The 17,328-nt window shown below is 40.1% G+C and carries 13 protein-coding genes; 11 read left to right on the top strand and 2 right to left on the bottom strand.

All coding sequences use genetic code 11. The annotated features are described in order from the left end of the window. Nucleotides 1-66: 66 nt before the first annotated feature. Genes SKC36_RS06695 through SKC36_RS06670 form a run of 6 tightly spaced genes read left to right on the top strand, consistent with a single transcriptional unit; the run spans nt 67 to nt 7,479 of the window. Nucleotides 67-2,190: a bifunctional aldolase/short-chain dehydrogenase gene (locus SKC36_RS06695; protein WP_459453619.1), complete on the top strand. Its 2,124-nt coding sequence runs from the start codon at nt 67-69 to the stop codon at nt 2,188-2,190. A 15-nt stretch (nt 2,191-2,205) separates the two neighbouring features. After that, the gene (locus tag SKC36_RS06690) at nt 2,206-3,477 is read left to right on the top strand and encodes a TIM barrel protein (protein ID WP_459453620.1); all 1,272 of its coding nucleotides are present in this window, start codon (nt 2,206-2,208) and stop codon (nt 3,475-3,477) included. Nucleotide 3,478: 1 nt separating this feature from the next. After that, nucleotides 3,479-4,870 carry an FGGY-family carbohydrate kinase gene (locus SKC36_RS06685; RefSeq protein WP_459453621.1) on the top strand — a complete coding sequence of 464 codons (1,392 nt, stop codon included), beginning with the start codon at nt 3,479-3,481 and terminating at the stop codon, nt 4,868-4,870. Further along, nucleotides 4,861-5,577, top strand: coding sequence for a (Fe-S)-binding protein (locus tag SKC36_RS06680; RefSeq protein WP_459453622.1), 717 nt, complete (start codon nt 4,861-4,863; stop codon nt 5,575-5,577). The genes SKC36_RS06685 and SKC36_RS06680 overlap by 10 nt, the downstream gene beginning before the upstream one ends. Continuing rightward, the gene (locus SKC36_RS06675; RefSeq protein WP_459453623.1) at nt 5,564-6,931 is read left to right on the top strand and encodes a lactate utilization protein B; all 1,368 of its coding nucleotides are present in this window, start codon (nt 5,564-5,566) and stop codon (nt 6,929-6,931) included. Before SKC36_RS06680 ends, SKC36_RS06675 begins: the two co-directional genes overlap by 14 nt. After that, entirely contained in the window at nt 6,928-7,479 is a 552-nt protein-coding gene (locus tag SKC36_RS06670; RefSeq protein ID WP_459453624.1) for a LutC/YkgG family protein, read from the top strand. Before SKC36_RS06675 ends, SKC36_RS06670 begins: the two co-directional genes overlap by 4 nt. A gap of 127 nt (nt 7,480-7,606) precedes the next feature. On the opposite strand, the gene SKC36_RS06665 is transcribed toward SKC36_RS06670, so the two are convergent. After that, the gene (locus tag SKC36_RS06665) at nt 7,607-8,215 is read right to left on the bottom strand and encodes a cupin domain-containing protein (protein ID WP_459453625.1); all 609 of its coding nucleotides are present in this window, start codon (nt 8,213-8,215) and stop codon (nt 7,607-7,609) included. 401 nt (nt 8,216-8,616) lie between these two features. Between SKC36_RS06665 and SKC36_RS06660 the strand changes: the two genes are divergently transcribed. From SKC36_RS06660 to SKC36_RS06640, 5 genes are read left to right on the top strand one after another with little or no spacing between them, the layout of a single operon-like run. Beyond that, nucleotides 8,617-9,873 (top strand): Gfo/Idh/MocA family oxidoreductase, encoded by a 1,257-nt coding sequence (locus tag SKC36_RS06660; RefSeq protein WP_459465309.1) that lies wholly within the window; start codon nt 8,617-8,619, stop codon nt 9,871-9,873. A gap of 5 nt (nt 9,874-9,878) precedes the next feature. Further along, nucleotides 9,879-12,962, top strand: coding sequence for a family 16 glycoside hydrolase (locus SKC36_RS06655; protein ID WP_459465307.1), 3,084 nt, complete (start codon nt 9,879-9,881; stop codon nt 12,960-12,962). A 31-nt stretch (nt 12,963-12,993) separates the two neighbouring features. Then, a complete protein-coding gene (locus tag SKC36_RS06650; protein WP_459453627.1) occupies nt 12,994-13,479 on the top strand; it encodes a (2Fe-2S)-binding protein in 486 nt (161 codons plus the stop codon). A 2-nt stretch (nt 13,480-13,481) separates the two neighbouring features. Then, the gene (locus SKC36_RS06645; RefSeq protein ID WP_459465305.1) at nt 13,482-15,611 is read left to right on the top strand and encodes a xanthine dehydrogenase family protein molybdopterin-binding subunit; all 2,130 of its coding nucleotides are present in this window, start codon (nt 13,482-13,484) and stop codon (nt 15,609-15,611) included. Then, nucleotides 15,598-16,647: an acyltransferase gene (locus tag SKC36_RS06640; RefSeq protein WP_459465303.1), complete on the top strand. Its 1,050-nt coding sequence runs from the start codon at nt 15,598-15,600 to the stop codon at nt 16,645-16,647. The genes SKC36_RS06645 and SKC36_RS06640 overlap by 14 nt, the downstream gene beginning before the upstream one ends. Here SKC36_RS06640 and SKC36_RS06635 read toward each other — a convergent pair whose 3' ends face one another. Then, nucleotides 16,648-17,328, bottom strand: a complete 681-nt coding sequence (locus SKC36_RS06635; protein ID WP_459465301.1) for an ABC transporter ATP-binding protein — start codon at nt 17,326-17,328, stop codon at nt 16,648-16,650. It lies immediately after the preceding gene.

Raw genomic sequence — 17,328 nt, 5'->3', positions numbered from 1 at the left:
CTGTCCTTATAAAGACTAGGACGGTTTTAACTTGACAAGGTTTAATTTTACTGAAAAAAAGGAGATATGTCCCAAAATTATCAGCATGTATCCTACCTATGGGAGGATTCAAAAGCAGCATCTTTATCTGGAAACGAGGTAGATTTATTTATTTATAGGTCCAATATACTTGGGGCAGATTTAAGAATTACGAACTATGGAGGTGGTAATACCTCGGTTAAAATAAAAGATAAAGATCCTTTAACTGGACAAGAGACGGAGGTAATGTGGATTAAAGGTTCTGGTGGAGACATCGGTACTCTGAAAAAATCGGGATGTGCGGCCTTGTATTTAGATCGTTTATTGAGTTTAGAAAATGTATATCGTGGCTTAGAGCATGAAGATGAGATGGTGGAGTTATTCAACCATTGTATTTTTGACTTAGCTTCTAAGGCACCTTCTATTGATACTCCTTTGCATGGTTTCTTACCATTCAAACACATAGATCACTTACATCCCGATGCGGCAATTGCCATTGCAGCAGCTAAAGATGGTAAGAAAATTACGGAAGAATTATTTGGCGGACAGATTGGATGGGTTGGCTGGCAGCGTCCGGGATTTGATTTAGGTTTACAGTTGCGTGCTTGTTTACAAGAGGCAGCAGCCAAAGGCATTCAGCTTCGTGGAATTATGTTAGGATCCCACGGATTATTTACTTGGGCAGATACCTCATATGATTGTTATTTAAATACACTTGACGTTATTGAAAAGTGTGCTGAATACATTAAGCAAAATGAAGGAAAGACCAGACCTGTTTTTGGAGGGCCAAAAATTTCCTCTTTAGATACAGAAAAGCGTATTTCTCAAGCTAAGGCCATTGCGCCAGTATTGAGAGGCTTCTGCTCTTCTTATGTTCAAATGATTGGACATTTTTCGGATGATGAGCGCGTCCTTCAATTCATTAATTCCAATGATTTGGATGTACTAGCTCCTCTGGGAACATCTTGTCCAGATCACTTCTTGCGTACTAAAATTTCGCCATTGGTTTTGAATTTGAAACCAGATCAAGATTTATCTGATGTAGACGGAATTAAGGCACAAATTCAACCTTTGTTTGAAGCTTATCGTGCCATGTACGCAGAATACCATGCCACATGTGCTCGTCCGAATAGTCCAGCCATGCGTGACCCAAATCCAGTGGTTATTTTATACCCGGGCGTAGGTATGTTTACCTTTGCAAAAGATAAGCAAACTGCTCGTGTGGCCGCTGAATTCTACACCAATGCCATCAATGTGATGCGTGGAGCGGAGGCTATTTCTAAGTATACCTCTTTACCGCGTCAAGAGGCATTTGATATTGAGTATTGGTTATTGGAAGAAGCTAAATTGCAGCGTATGCCAAAACCTAAGAGCATGTCTGGCCGAGTGGCTTTTGTGACAGGTTCAGCAGGTGGAATTGGTAAGGCTATAGCTAAGAAAATGGCTCAAGAAGGAGCATGCGTGGTTATTAACGACGTTAATGCTGAGCGCATGGAAGAGGCAAAGAAAGAATTCACTTCTTTATTTGGTAAAGATTCTGTATCGACTGTCCTGGCAGATGTTACTAGTCAAGAATCCATTGAAAAAGCCTTCGGGGAAGCTTGTTTAGCTTTTGGTGGGGTTGATGTGATTGTCAATAATGCAGGTATCAGTATCTCAAAAGGAATTTTAGAGCATACTCAACAAGATTGGGATCGCTTATTTGATATTTTAGTGAAAGGGCAGTTCTTGGTAAGCCAAGCAGCTGTAGCCATCATGCGTAAGCAAAATTTAGGAGGGGATATTGTTAATATTGTTTCTAAAAATGCATTTGTTGCTGGACCAAATAACGCTGGTTATGGTTCGGCAAAAGCGGCTCAGGCTCATATGACTCGCTTATTGGCAGCGGAATTGGGGCCAGATCGTATTCGTGTGAATACCGTTAATCCAGATGCTGTTATTGCGGATTCTAATATTTGGGCCGGAGGTTGGGCAGAAGGACGTGCCAAGGCTTATGGAATTAAGGTAGAAGAATTACCTGCTTTCTATGCGAAGCGTACGTTATTAAATCAATCTATTTTGCCAGAAGATATTGCCAATGCTTGTTACGCATTTGTTGGCGGATTGTTGCATAAATCTACCGGAAATGCATTGAATGTTGATGGAGGTGTAGCTGCAGGATTTTTACGTTAAATCGGAAAGAATTAGATGTTTGTTGGAGAAAAATTACATGACCACAATGCGCTTCGTTTAGCTGCGCACGAAAGAAGATATACATTTATTAAATCAGAGGTAGCTATTCCATCTGATTTGATATCCAAATTGAAAGATTTTCAGATCGCGATTCCATCTTGGGCCTTAGGCACAGGTGGGACGCGATTTGGTCGTTTTTCAGGGGGTGGTGAACCTCGTAATCTCGAAGAAAAAATTGCTGATGTAGGTTTGCTGCATGCTTTAAACCAAAGCTCAGGCGCTATTTCCTTGCATATTCCATGGGATAGTACCACGAATCCTGCGGCTGTTAAAGCTTTAGCGGCCCAACATGGTTTGGCATTTGATGCAGTTAACTCCAATACTTTTCAAGATCAAGCTAATCAAGCCTTAAGTTATAAATATGGCTCCTTGCAACATGTAGATGCAGCGGTAAGAAAACAGGCTGTTCAGCATAATATTGAGGTGATCCAACAAGGTATTGAATTAGGATCAAAATCTTTGACCGTGTGGTTATCTGATGGTTCTTGCTTTCCAGGACAGTTGAACTTTAGAAAAGCATACGAACGTACCGTCGATAGTTTAAAAGAAATTTATGCCGCATTACCAAGTGATTGGAAGTTGTTTTTAGAATACAAAGCCTATGAGCCTAATTTCTATTCTACTACCGTGGGAGATTGGGGACAATCCTATTCCATGGTGAATAAATTGGGTGAAAAAGCATTTACCTTAGTGGATTTGGGCCATCATTTACCCAATGCCAACATTGAGCAAATAGTTGCTTTACTGTTGATGGAAGGTAAATTGGGTGGTTTTCACTTCAATGATTCTAAATATGGAGATGATGATTTGACCGCAGGCTCTATCAAGCCTTACCAATTGTTCTTGATTTTCAATGAATTAGTGGATGGAATGGATGCCAAAGGTATGAATCATGCCAAAGATTTAGGATGGATGATTGACGCATCGCATAACGTTAAAGATCCTTTGGAGGATTTACTTCAATCGGTGGAAGCCATTCAAATGGCCTATGCACAAGCATTATTGGTAGATCGTTCTGCATTAGAAAAAGCTAGAAATGAAAACGATGTGGTGGCATGCCAGGAAATCTTGCAAACAGCTTTCCGTACGGATGTACGAGCCTTAGTAGCACAAGCTCGATTAGAATTAGGAGGGGCCTTAGATCCTTTGGCTTTATTCCGTGAATTAGGTATTAGAAATCAATTGATACAAAAAAGAGGCGCAAAAACCCAAGCTACGGGATTATAAGATGTCAGTGCTGGAGAAACTTCCCGTTATTGCAATTTTCGATATTGGCAAAACCAATAAGAAGCTATTTCTTTGGGATAAAAACTACCAAATAGTCTTTGAGAAAAGTCAAAATTTTCTAGAAATTCCCGATGAAGATGGTTTCATGGGGGAGGATTTAGCCGCGGTTCAATCCTGGGTATTATCCTCATTTGCTGAAGTTCAGCAAGATTCTCGCTTTGAAATTTTAGCTTTGAATTTTTCTGGATACGGAGCTTCTGTGGTTTTTGTAGATGATCAAGGCAATTCAGTATTGCCATTATATAATTATTTAAAGCCATTTCCCGCAGAGTTAGCGAATCAATTCTATGCTAAATACGGAGGAGAGTCAGAAGTAGCCCGGGCTACGGCTTCGCCCATTTTAGGTAGTTTAAATTCCGGAATGATGGCCTATTGGATGGCTAAGGCTGCCAAAAATCAACATAAAGGAATTCGTTGGGTATTGCATTGGCCCAATTATTTATCCAGTTTATTTACTCATCAATTTTACACGGAATTGACCTCAGTGGGTTGCCATACCCATTTGTGGGATTTTGACCATCAGCGCTACCATACCTGGGTAGAACAAGAAGGTTTGGTGGATATGTTACCACCCACTGTTTTAGCCAATCAGACTTTTCCAATGAGTTCATCCAATCTGCCAGTCGGGGTAGGATTGCATGATTCTTCATCGGCATTGATTCCTTATTTGAAACAATTTAAAGAACCATTTTTATTACTTTCAACGGGTACTTGGTGTATTTCCATGCATCCTTTCAATGCCCAACCATTGACGCCTGTCGAGCTTAAAAATGATGTCTTATCATTTTTACAATATAATGGAAAGCCGGTAAAAGCTGCACGCCTATTTGCTGGCAATGAGCATGAAATTCAATTGAAAAGATTGCAAGCTCATTTTGGAGTAGATAAAAAGGCCCATTTACAGATTCCATATTCGACGCATTTGAATGCTCGATTGAAGTCTCAAATACAAAACAATATGCCTTCCTTGCAGGAAGCCAATGCTGCTTTTTTAGCTAATTCTGGATTCGATGGGCGTGATTTGTCAAGTTTTGAAAATTTTGAACAAGCATACCAGCAGTTTATGGTAGATTTGGTAGTTCAACAAATCTATTCTTTACGATTGTTATTGGACTCTTCCCCAGTAGACCGTATATTGGTAGACGGTGGATTTAGTAAAAATGAAATTTATATGCAGCTTTTGGCCTTTGCCTTTCCTAATGTTGCCATTTATGGAGCTGAAGTAGCTCAGGCGAGTTCATTAGGGGCAGCCTTAGCGATACATTCGTCGTGGAATGATCAAGAAATACCCATTAATTTGGTAAGCCTAAAAAGATATGAAGCATGCGAGTAGCCTTATTTGTTCCCTGTTACATTGATCAATTCTATCCACAAGTTGCTATTGCTAGCTTAGAATTATTGGAGAAATTAGGTTGTGAGGTTGTTGTTCCTGTGAATCAAACTTGCTGCGGACAACCCATGGCTAATTCAGGTTTCGCAAATATTACGGGAGGTTGTGATACCAATTTCTCTGATAATTTTTCCGGATTTGATTACATCGTAGGGCCTTCTGGCTCCTGTGTATTGCATTTGAAGGAGCACCATCCAGATCCAAAAATTAGATCTAGTGTATATGAGATTTGTGAATTTTTGGTGGATGTCTTGCAAGTAAAATCTTTGCCTGCTTATTTTCCTCATAAAGTCGGTTTACATCAAAGTTGCCATGGACAAAGAGGTTTAGGTATTTCTTCCATGACAGAATTAAATGAGAAGCCATTTTCTAAATTGACCTATTTATTAGATTTGGTAAAAGGTTGTGAGTGGAAATATCCGGAGCGCCAGGATGAATGCTGTGGTTTTGGAGGCACATTTTGTGTGACAGAGGAAGCAGTTTCTGTTAAAATGGGGCAAGATAGAATACAAGAGCATCAAGCAAATGAGGTGGAATACATTGTAGGAGCTGATACTTCTTGTTTAATGCACATGGAAGGAATTTTGAAACGTTCCGGATCGAAAGTTGGAGTAAAACACATCGTAGAAATATTGAATGCACATGCTTAGTCACGCGGAAGCTTCTGAGAAATTCATTGCCAATCAGGAAAGAACCGATTGGCATGACGATACCTTGTGGTTTGTGAGATCCAAACGGGATAAGGCAAGTAAATTGCTTCCTGAATGGGAAGCCTTAAGGGAACAAGCTTCCCAGATTAAAGAGCACTTGCTTAGTCATTTGCCTCAATATTTATTGGAGTTTGAAGCCAATGCCCAGGCGAACGGCATTCAGGTTCATTGGGCCAAAGATGCTCATGAACATAATGAAATCGTGTATTCCATCATTCAAAAACATGGAGATAAAGCTTTAGTCAAAAGCAAATCGATGTTGACGGAAGAATGCCATTTAAATGACTTTCTAGAAAAAAAGGGAATAGATGTAGTGGATACTGATTTAGGAGAAAGGATTGTTCAGTTTAGAAATGAGGTTCCTAGTCATATCGTTTTACCCGCCATTCACTTGAAAAAGGAGGATGTTGGAGAAACATTTCATCAGCATTTAGGGACACCCAAAGGAAATAAAGATCCTCAGTTCTTAACGGAAGCGGCTAGAATTCACCTCAGAGAAAAGTTCTTGGGAGCTAAGGTCGCTATAACCGGTGTGAATTTTGCGGTAGCTGAAACAGGTGAATTTGTGGTTTGTACCAATGAGGGTAATGCCGACATGGGCGCACATTTATCTGATGTACATATTGCCTGTATGGGAATTGAAAAAATTATTCCCAAAAGACAAGATTTGGGTGTTTTTCTTCGATTATTGGCACGCAGCGCCACGGGGCAATTGATTACTACGTATTCTAGTCATTTTGCCAAACCCCGGGAAGGACAAGAAATGCACATTGTTTTGGTGGATAATGGACGCTCAAGACAATTGGCTCGTGATGAATTTAGGAATTCCTTGAAGTGTATTCGTTGCGCAGCCTGTTTTAATACCTGTCCTGTCTATCGCCGTAGTGGTGGACATAGTTATCATCAGCCAGTTGCTGGGCCAATCGGTTCAATTTTAGCACCTAATTTTGATAAAAAGTCGAATGCAGACTTACCTTTTGCTAGTACATTGTGTGGTAGCTGTTCCAATGTTTGTCCGGTTAAAATTAATATCCATGAGCAATTATGGTTTTGGCGACAGGATTTAATGAAAGAAGGATTGGCACCTGCAGGAAAAGTTATTGGAATGAAATTGATGGCTTGGTTGATGTCAAGTCCTGCCGTTTTTAGAATGGCTGGGGGAATAGGCAGAAAGGTAATGAGTTGGTTCCCTTTTATGGTGAATAATGGTTTGAATCCTTGGTATAAACAAAGAGAAATGCCAGCTCCACCAAAACAAAGTTTTCAGGAATGGTATAAATCGAATCGATCATGAGCAGTCGGGAAGAAATATTAAAGGCATTACAAGAAGTGCAAGTACCTACCAAAGACTATCCTGGGGCTTTTAGTGCTCAGGTGCATGGAGAGGATACTCTAGCAGATTTTTTGCATTCCATGCAGGTAGTTAGTACCAGCGTAATTCAGGTTGCCAAAGCTGAGGATGCCAGTGTAAAACTAGATGAATATTTCCCCAACATGCAACGTGTCCGTTTACATCCATTAGCTGATGGTTTAAGTTTGGCTGAAATAGACGTCTTGGAAATTGACGGCGATTTTGGCGTGGCAGAAAATGGGGCCATTTGGCTCGATGATTCTATTTTACCTCACCGAGTGGCACCTTTTATTTGTCAGCATTTAGTGATTTATCTTTCTAAAAATAATCTTTTACCTACCCTACAAGAAGCCTATATCAGATTAGGTGATAAGCAAACAGGCTTTGGCGTCTTTTTATCTGGACCATCCAAAACAGCAGATATCGAACAATCCTTGGTGATTGGCGCCCATGGAGCAAGAAGTTTGGTAGTGGTGTTGACCGAATGCTAAACGCTGTCAAGGTTCCGAACCTTGCCAGCGTTGCGTGAAGAAGGAAAATCGAAGTAAAGATCCTTCGGTCAACGATTTTTTTTCCGCATTATTTCATCTATTTATTGATAATCCTTTCAATTGAGGATTATTTTAAATCATATTTTTTCATGATTTCTAATTTTTTGGCATTTGCATTTGGTGCAGCCATTAGGCCGAATTTTTCTTGTAATGCTCTTATTTGCTTGCCTTTTGCCTCTGAGCCATTGGGATATCCATTTTCTGCAGTCAGTTGATGGAATACAATTTCCAGATATTCCTCAAATGGTTGATTAAAATACATATCATAGAACAATAATGGTTTGTCACTGGCATTCCAAAAGGTGTGTTCAATCATTCGTGGTCTTAAATGCCAGCCTCCAGCCTTTATTTGAACTATTTCATCTCCTACAATTACACTTGCTGTTCCATCAATAACATACATTAACTCATCTAATTCTTTGTGAATATGGGGCGCAGGCCCCATTGTTTTGGGAGCCACAGCACACTCTACATTAGAATATGTTCCGTTAGTCATGGAAGACTTAACTCTAACTCTAATATCCATGGAACCTTTATGATCTAAGGGTGGTAATGGATTCAAAAGAAATGGTTTTAATGGGTCTGTGTAACTTGGATTGTGGTCCGAAGATGACCTTGGGATACCAGTTAATGCAGTCAGTATGCCTGATTGAAGGAGGAATTCTTGTCTATTCATGAGATATAAATTATAGAACGTATTTTTCAAATGTAGACAATTTTAGCATTTTTTAATTGATGCTATAAAGTATTTATTATCAAGTGATTAGCTAATTGTTGACCGAATGCTAAACGCTGTCAAGGTTCCGAACCTTGCCAGCGTTGTATGAAGAAGGCAAATCGAAGTAAAGATCCTTCGGTCAACGATTTTTTTTCCGCATTATTTCATCTATTTATTGATATTGTGCTTGCCATGATTATTGGTTAGGCTAGGCTTTCCATTTTCTTCTTGATAAATTTTCAAAATTCTTATTTCAGCCAAGGAAAAGTAAAATTTCTTCCTCAGGATAAATCCATGATAGTAAAGTCCAAGAAAAAGCTTTTTTTTTTCTATCTTGTCCCAATAAGCTTATTTATCATATGAAAGTCTCTCGGAGAAAATTTATTGGGCAATCCGCATTAGGATTTGCTGCTTTTAGTATTGTTCCACGTCATGTTTTGGGTAAGGGTTATTTAGCCCCAAGCGATCAATTGACCAAGGCCATTGTTGGTACAGGAGGAATGGGTCGTGGGCATATTCCTTATGCAGGCACTAGGGTAGTAGCTCTATGTGATGTGGATAAAAAGAATTTACAATTAGGTTTAAATGAGGTAGAGAAAGGAGTGAAGTCCTTTAGCGACTACCGTGAATTAATTCAATTGCCAGAAGTGGATATCGTCCATGTAGCAACACCTCCACATTGGCATGGTATTATTGCTGCCGATGCTGCCAAAGCCGGTAAAGACGTTTGGTGTGAGAAACCGATGACGCGTACCATAGGCGAAGGAAAAAGATTAACAGAAGCAGTTCAGCAACATGGAAGAATCTTCCGACTAAATACCTGGTTCCGTTTTGAGGGTAATTTTTATGGGATGAACACCACCATCAAGCCAATCAAGAAATTAGTTGATTCAGGTTTATTGGGTTGGCCTTTGAAAGTGACTATTTCTAGGCATACAGGTTTTGATTGGAAATTTTATTGGGTTGGGAAAACTGGTTTAACCCAACAGCCAGTTCCAGCTGAATTGGATTACGATATGTGGTTAGGGCCAGCTCCTTACAAACCATATAATGTTCATCGTACCCACCAGACTTTCCGTGGATATTGGGATTATGATGGAGGTGCATTAGGCGATATGGGACAGCATTATATTGACCCCGTGCAATATTTATTAGGAAAAGATGATACGAGTCCGATTTATGTCGAAGTAGATGCTCCTGTTCAGGATGCTGATGCTGTGGGCACTTTCCGCCGTATTACCTATACTTTCGCTGATGGTTGTCAAATCGTATTAGATGGTGAAGGTAGAGATGAGAATGTGGCTTATATTGAAGGCCCAAAAGGAAAGGTATTCCGTGGTTTTAAGACGGATATTCCTGATTTGGAACGTAAGTTGGCAGAATTCCCTGAGCCTCCTGCTCAGCAAACAGATTTTGTTGATGCCGTGAAAGGAAGAAAAACCTTTGCTTTAAATGATCAAAATGGTCACCGTTCTTGTACCATCGTCAATATGGGTTTAATCGCGATGAGATTAAACAGAAACTTGAAATTCGATCCAATAAAACAAGAGTTTGTTGGAGATGAAGAGGCCAATCGTTTGATTGATCAACCAATGCGTGCACCATTTACTATGTAATCAAAATGAAAAAATATACTACTTCAATACTTAATTTATTGCTGATTGGTGCACTGGCTCAGGTACCCATGTTAGCGCAAAAACAGCCCACGGCCATTTCCGTAAAGACGGGAGGCAATGAAGCGGATCGTGCGGCTCGAGTACAAGCGAATTTGAAAATTGTTCAAGAATCAACGGATGTAAATGCGCAGGCTATTGCCATGTTAGCCTTACAACCTATTGCTCGTGCTGAATCCATTCCTGTCATTATTCCATTCTTGCAAAAGAATCATTTGGCTGGACCCGCTGCCCGTTTATTAGTTAAACTGGCACCATTTGGTCAAGATCAAGTGGGCAAAGCACTGATTGCCGCCCTCCAGCAAGGTAATGCGGCTTTTCAAAAAGACATGATTCAGGCTTTGACCGATATCAATTATAAAGCTGCAGGACCAGCCATCGAAGCCTTATGGCCCTCGACAGATCAACGTACTAATCAATTGATTTTAAAGTCGATATCGACCTTAGGCTCAGCCAATGCTGCTAAAATTTTAAAAGAGCAAGCGACCAAGGCTAATGGAGCTTATGAGCCAACTCAAGCATTAGAAGCCTATTTGTCTTTTGTTAAAGCTTCCAAAGATGCTAGTGCATTAAGTCAGTTAAATGTAACTTCTTGGCCTGCAGGCTCTCAAATTAAAGTGAGTGAGGTTTTATTGTCGAAATCCAAGGCACCCGTTCCTTATTTATTAGGAGCATTTGCCAAAGCAAACAATAATGAGCTAGAGGCTTATTTGGTCAAGCATTTGATTAAGCATGCCAAAACTAGTGATGCTGGAATTATAGCCGCTGCCTTTGGAAAGTTTTCCGATGCCAAGAAAACTTCTTTTGTACAAGCAGCAGGAAATGCTAAAGTTGCTTGGGCATTAACTCAAATTTCAACCGCTGAAGCATCTAAAAATGCTTCTCTTCGTACAGCAGCATCCATTGCTCGATTGAAAATCCAAGGCAATGCAGGTTTAGCTAAAGTTTGGGCTACCGCTGCTGCAACAGAAGTAGATGGAATTGCCGTAGGAGAGGTGGCTAGCAATTTAGCAGCCAATAGCTTTTTTGAAAAAATGCTGGGTTCTTATGCTACACTCAGTGCATCTCAACAAACCATGTTGATTATTTATGCGTCTTACCGTCAATGGCCGGCCATAAAATCACATGTTTGGAATGCAGTTCAGTCAAATGAGGCTACCCGCGCTGCAGCTTATCAAGTATTATATCGATGGGTAAGTGCAGCAGATTTTGATATTATTGCTCAAAAACTTTCGAGTGCTAGTAATGAAAGCGAGGTAAAGCATTTGCAAAATTGCATTACTCAAATTCAAAAGTTAGATCCAAGCGTGGCTACGAAAGTAAATTCTTATGCCCTGAAAGCTAAAAATCAATTGAACTGGGTACCTTTTGTTTCAGAAGCAGAATCATTAGTTTGGTTAGGCGACTTGGTCAAAAAAACCAAGAATTTGGAAGCAATCAAGGCATACGTGAAAAGTAATGGTAAAGCCACGCAGAATGTTACCCAGCAAATTTTACGTTATCGTAAGGTGTTGGATTTGACTCAAGATATGGACACGCGTGCTTTGGTGTTTAGAGGTTTGGGTCGTTGCCCAAGTTTATCTGCCATGAGAACCTTGCAAATAGGTTTACAAGAAGCCAATGCCCGTTCAGTCGCTGCCGATGGTTTAGCTACTTTATTTGTTGGGAATCCAGCATTACAAGGTCAAATGACAAAGGCTTGGGTCTTGGAAGCTATGCCTTTCATCTCTTCAGCTGAATTACGAGCTTCTACTCAAAAGGCCATAGATGCCTTAGGAAATAAAGTTGGTTTCTATTCTATGTTCAATGGTAAAGATTTATCTGGCTGGAAAGGATTAGTTGAAAATCCAGTTAAGCGCCGTGCTATGTCAGCTGATAGTTTAGCGATTAAGCAGGTGAAAGCCGATGAAAATATGCGCAAAGGATGGTATGCCAAAGATGATGAATTGCATTTCACAGGTCATGGAGATAACCTATGTTCGGTAAAAGATTACCAGGATTTTGAAATGTATGTAGATTGGAAAATCGAAAAAGCTGGTGATGCGGGTATTTATTTACGTGGAGCCCCTCAGGTTCAAATTTGGGATATTTCTCTTTTAAAAGTAGGAGCCAATGTAGGTTCAGGAGGATTGTATAACAATCAAATCAATGCGAAAAATCCATTAATGGTGGCCGATAACCCAGTGGAAGAATGGAATACATTCTACATCAAAATGGTGGGTGAGCGTGTAACTGTTTATTTAAACGGTGAACTGGTAGTGGATAATACTATTTTAGAAAACTATTGGGATCGTAAAATCCCGATTTTTGTGAAGGATGCGATTGAATTACAGGCTCATGGTAATCACATTGTTTACCGTAATATCTATGTCAAAGAATTAGAGCCTCAACCTTTACAAACTCTTTCTGAAGAGGAAAAAGCACAAGGTTTTGAGCTTTTGTTTGATGGTTCCTCTTTGTTTAAGTGGACAGGAAACACCACGGATTACGTACCAGAAAATGGCAATTTGGTGATCTATCCAAAGCGTGGCGGTAAAGGTAATTTGTTCACCAAAAATGAATATGCCAATTTCCATTTTAAATTTGAATTCCAATTAACTCCTGGAGCAAACAATGGTTTGGGGATTCGTGCCCCATTGACAGGAGATGCTGCCTATGTGGGTATGGAATTACAAATTTTGGATAATACTGCTCCTGTATATGCCAACTTACAGCCATATCAATATCATGGTTCAGTGTATGGCATTATCCCAGCCAAAAAAGGATTCTTAAAACCGGTAGGCGAGTGGAATCAACAAGAAGTAATTGCCGAGGGAAATCACATTAAGGTGATTTTAAATGGTGAGGTAATTTTAGATGGGGATATTGCTGAGGCAACCAAAGGTGGAACCCCAGATCATAAAGAACATCCAGGATTATTTAATCCCAAAGGGCATATTGGCTTTTTAGGTCATGGAAATGAACTGAAATTCCGAAACATTCGAGTGAAAGAGCTTGTTCCAGTAGAAACAAAATCAAAAAAACGTAAATAATATTTCGTTTATCTTTTTAAACCAATTAACAATGGAGTCGATCGAATTACAGATTAATCGTAAAAAGGTGAAAGTGGAGGTAGATCCCAATACACCTTTGCTATGGGTTCTGAGAGATCATTTATCTCTAGTAGGAACCAAGTATGGTTGTGGTATAGCTCAATGTGGCGCTTGCACCGTATGGATTGATGGAGAACCTATGCGTTCTTGCGTGTTGCCTGTTTCTGCCGTTGGGAAATCAGCGGTTACGACCATTGAAGGTTTAAATGAAAAGGCAGAACACCCTGTTCAAGTTGCCTGGGATGAATTAGATGTTCCTCAATGTGGATATTGCCAAGCAGGTCAAATTATGACTGCAGCTGCCCTTTTGAAGAAAAATCCAAAACCTAGCCATGACGATATCGTGGCTGGAATGTCTGGGAATATTTGTCGCTGCGGTACCTACCACCGCATTCATAATGCAGTGAAACGCGCTGCTGAAATTGCTTCTACGTCCACTTCAACCAAAAAGAAATAAAGATGAAAACGACAAGAAGATCATTTATTCAAAAAACGGCTTTATTAAGTGGCGTTTTTTCTTTAGGATTTGACTGGTTTGAATCCAAGGCAAATACAGGGGTCATTCAACAAATGAATCCGGTATTAGATGCCAATCGCTTTAATGCTTTTCTTTCCATCGAAAACACAGGAAAAATTATTTTGTATTCCCCAAACCCAGAGATTGGACAAGGAATCAAAACGGCATTTCCTATCGTGGTGGCAGAAGAACTTGATGTGGATTGGAAGCAAGTGGAAGTGCGTCAAGCAAATTTAGATACTCAATTATTTGAGCGTCAGTTGACTGGAGGAAGTGGGGCTTTGAAGCATTCCTGGGAGCGTTTGCGCAAAGCAGGAGCCACAGCCAGACACATGTTAATTCAAGCTGCAGCTCAGCAATGGGGTGTGGAGGCTAGTACTTGTAAAACCTCCAAAGGATTTATAATAGGACCCAATAAAGGTCAAAAATTGGCCTATGGAGCATTGGTTGATGCTGCATCTAAATTAGCGGTTCCAGCCGAGGTTAGTTATAAAAGCCGTGCGGATTACCAAATTATTGGAAGCTTTGTCAAAGGTGTCGATAATTACAAAGTCGTAACAGGTAAACCACAATATGGGTTAGACACACAGAAATCGGGGATGGTGGTCGCGCAAATCGTACGCCCTCCGGCTTTTGGTTCTACGCTGGTTTCTTTTGATGCCGCAGAAGTTAAAAAAATGCCAGGAATCATTGATGTGGTTTCTTTCAAAAATAAAGTGGCTGTAGTAGGTAAATCTACTTGGGAGGTCATGCAAGCCAGAAAAAAATTGGCCTGTACCTATTCAGATACGAGTAATTTAGAGAGTGACAGTACGCATAAAAAGTGGTTTGATGAAGGTATGAAGACCGACAAAGCCAAGGTTGAGCGGAAGGACGGTGATTTTCATGCAGCCATAGCTAAAGCAGCTAAAGTAATTGAAGCTACCTATGAATGTCCGTTCTTGTCACATACACCTATGGAGCCTATGAACTTCTTTGCGGATGTTCGCCCGGGTTCTGTTTTATTGGCTGGACCCACTCAAGTTCCTCAATCTGCGCAGAAAGCTGTAGCAACACTTTTGGGTGTACCGGAAAATACTGTTCAGGTAGAATTGACTAAAATGGGAGGTGGTTTCGGTCGCCGATTAAATAATGATTATGCCTTAGAAGCTGCCGAGCTCTCAAGTATCATTAAAATGCCTGTTAAAGTCATGTGGACGCGCGAAGATGATATGACTGGAGGTATTTATCGTCCGGCAGTAAGATATCATTTCAAGGCGGGTTTAAATGAGAAAGGTGAAATGACGGCCTTCTACCTACGTGGAGTTGGTTTAAATGCGGGTAATAGTACTAGACAAGATAATTTCCCTGTGGGGGCCATTGACAATGTTCTAATTGAGTCATTCAATTATAATTCTGCCATAACCACGGGTCCTTGGCGTGCACCCATTACCAACTTTTTGGCATCAGCTGAGCAATCATTTTTAGACGAAGTAGCCTTAGCAGCTGGAAAAGATCCAATTCAAATGCGTTTAGAGTGGCTTCAAAAAGTGAAAACGAATCCAGTTGGAAAAATTACCTACGAACCCGATCGTTTCATTGAAGTGATTAAGCAAGTAGCTGAAAAGGCTAAATGGGGTAAGAAAGGTCCGAATGTCCACCAAGGATTCAGTGTGTATTTCTCACATCTTTCCTATGTGGCACAAGTTGCAGAGGCCAAAATAGTGGATGGAGAAGCGAAGGTAACACACGTTACTGCCGTGACAGATTGCGGAGAAGTGATCAACCGTTCGGGTGCTGAAAACCAAGTGATTGGGGGAATCATAGATGGTTATGGTCATGCTATGTACAGCAAATTGAGTTTTGATAAGGGAGTTCCTCAGCAAAAGAACTTTGATACATATAAATTGATTCGTGGAAATGAAATTCCAACTGTGGAGGCTCATTTTGTGAATAATGGTATTGCACCTACTGGATTAGGTGAGCCAGCTTTACCTCCTACGGGTGGAGCGGTAGCCAATGCCTTGTTTGCAGCTACCAAGAAACGCTTGTATCGTCAACCTTTTGCAGGTCCCGACAATGCAAATCTCTAAGGCCAGTGGCCCCATTATTTGGTTAACAAATTTACGTGTCATTGCGACTCTAGCAGTGATTTTGATACACTCAGCAGCAAATTTGCTGCTGAGTTTTCATCGTGTTCCTGATGCTTTATGGTGGAATGCCAATGTCTACAATGGCTGCATGCGTTTTGCTGTGCCCATTTTTGTTATGTTAACAGGTGCTTTGGTGCTTGGGAAAGAAGAACCCTACGGGTCTTTTATCGCTAAGTCCTTTCAGAGAATAGTTGTTCCTTTCTTATTTTGGAATATCTTTTTTGTGTATTTCAATTGGGCGGTTCGGTTAAGAGGAAAAGCTTTTCATTCCTTGGAGGAATTAATTCGTTGGATAGGTCAACAATACTTTACCGGAGGTTCATATCACTTTTGGTATGTGTACATGGTCATAGGTTTGTATTTATTTATTCCTATTATCGGAACTTGGATTCGACAGGCTTCAGAACGTCAAATTCAATACTTTTTAGGAATATGGTTGTTGACCATAGTTTTCAATAACCCTCATTTTCCAATTTTAGAATCTCCTGTGCCTTTGCCTTATTTTACTGGCTACCTAGGTTATTTGGTTTTGGGTTATTATTTGCGCCATAAAGACTTTGATCATCTAGTTCAAATACGTTTCTGGGCCATTGCCTTATTCGTTTTTGGAACAGCTTGGACCTTGTTGGGCACTTATCAATTATCGCTGCGTGATGGGAAATTTTACGGATTGCTTTATGCCAATTTTTCACCTTCCGTAGTATTGTCTACTGCGGGATTATTCTTGTTATGTAAGTATTTTCCCTTTGAGATTCGTAGGTTAGTTCCTTTGCGAGAATGGATTAGTTCGCATAGCTATGGAATATATTTGGTCCATATTTTGGTCTTATTCTATATCGCTAAAATTGGAATACATTATAAATTGGTACATCCTAGTATAGGAATTCCATTGACAGCCTTTAGTTGTTTGTTGATTTCGGGTACAATTGTTTGGCTACTTAGAAAGATTCCTGGGGGATCAAGGCTAGCTGGATAATCACATACGGAGAATTGCTCCATCTTGCATTTCTATGATGCGTTCTGTCCTAGAAGCGAACTCGTTGTCGTGGGTTACTATGAGCAAAGATTGACCGTAGACATCCGCTAATTCTTTAAAAATATCAAAGACTATTTCACTGTTTTTTTTGTCCAAATTCCCTGTTGGCTCATCACCCATGATGATTAATGGATCATTGATTAATGCTCTAGCAATAGCTACACGTTGCTTTTGACCGCCCGATAATTGGTTGGGCTTTTTTAAAGCTTCGTTTTCGATACCTAGAATTTTCAACTTTTGGTATGCTCTTTCTTTGATTTCCTTAGGAGAATATTTTCCCAATTTTTGCCCGGGTAGCATTACATTTTCCAATACGGAGAACTCATTGAGTAGGTAATGAAATTGGAAAACAAAGCCAATTTTTTCATTCCTTACTACGGCCAATTCCCCTTCATTTTTTCCTTGCATGGAAACCTCGTCGATGATGAGATTTCCCTCATAATCTGTGTCCATCGTGGAAAGGATGTACAAAAGAGTAGATTTTCCACATCCTGACTTACCAATAATCGAGGCAAATTCGCCCTTCATTAAAGTAAATGAAATGTCCTTTAGTACCGGTATGGTGACAGGATCATGAAAGCTTTTGCTTATTCCCTGGGCTTCTAAAATGATTTGGCTCAT

The sequence above is a fragment of the Aquirufa sp. OSTEICH-129A genome (assembly GCF_054558355.1).
Note: the sequence above shows the minus strand (reverse complement) of the source record. Positions and strands in the feature narration are given on the sequence as shown.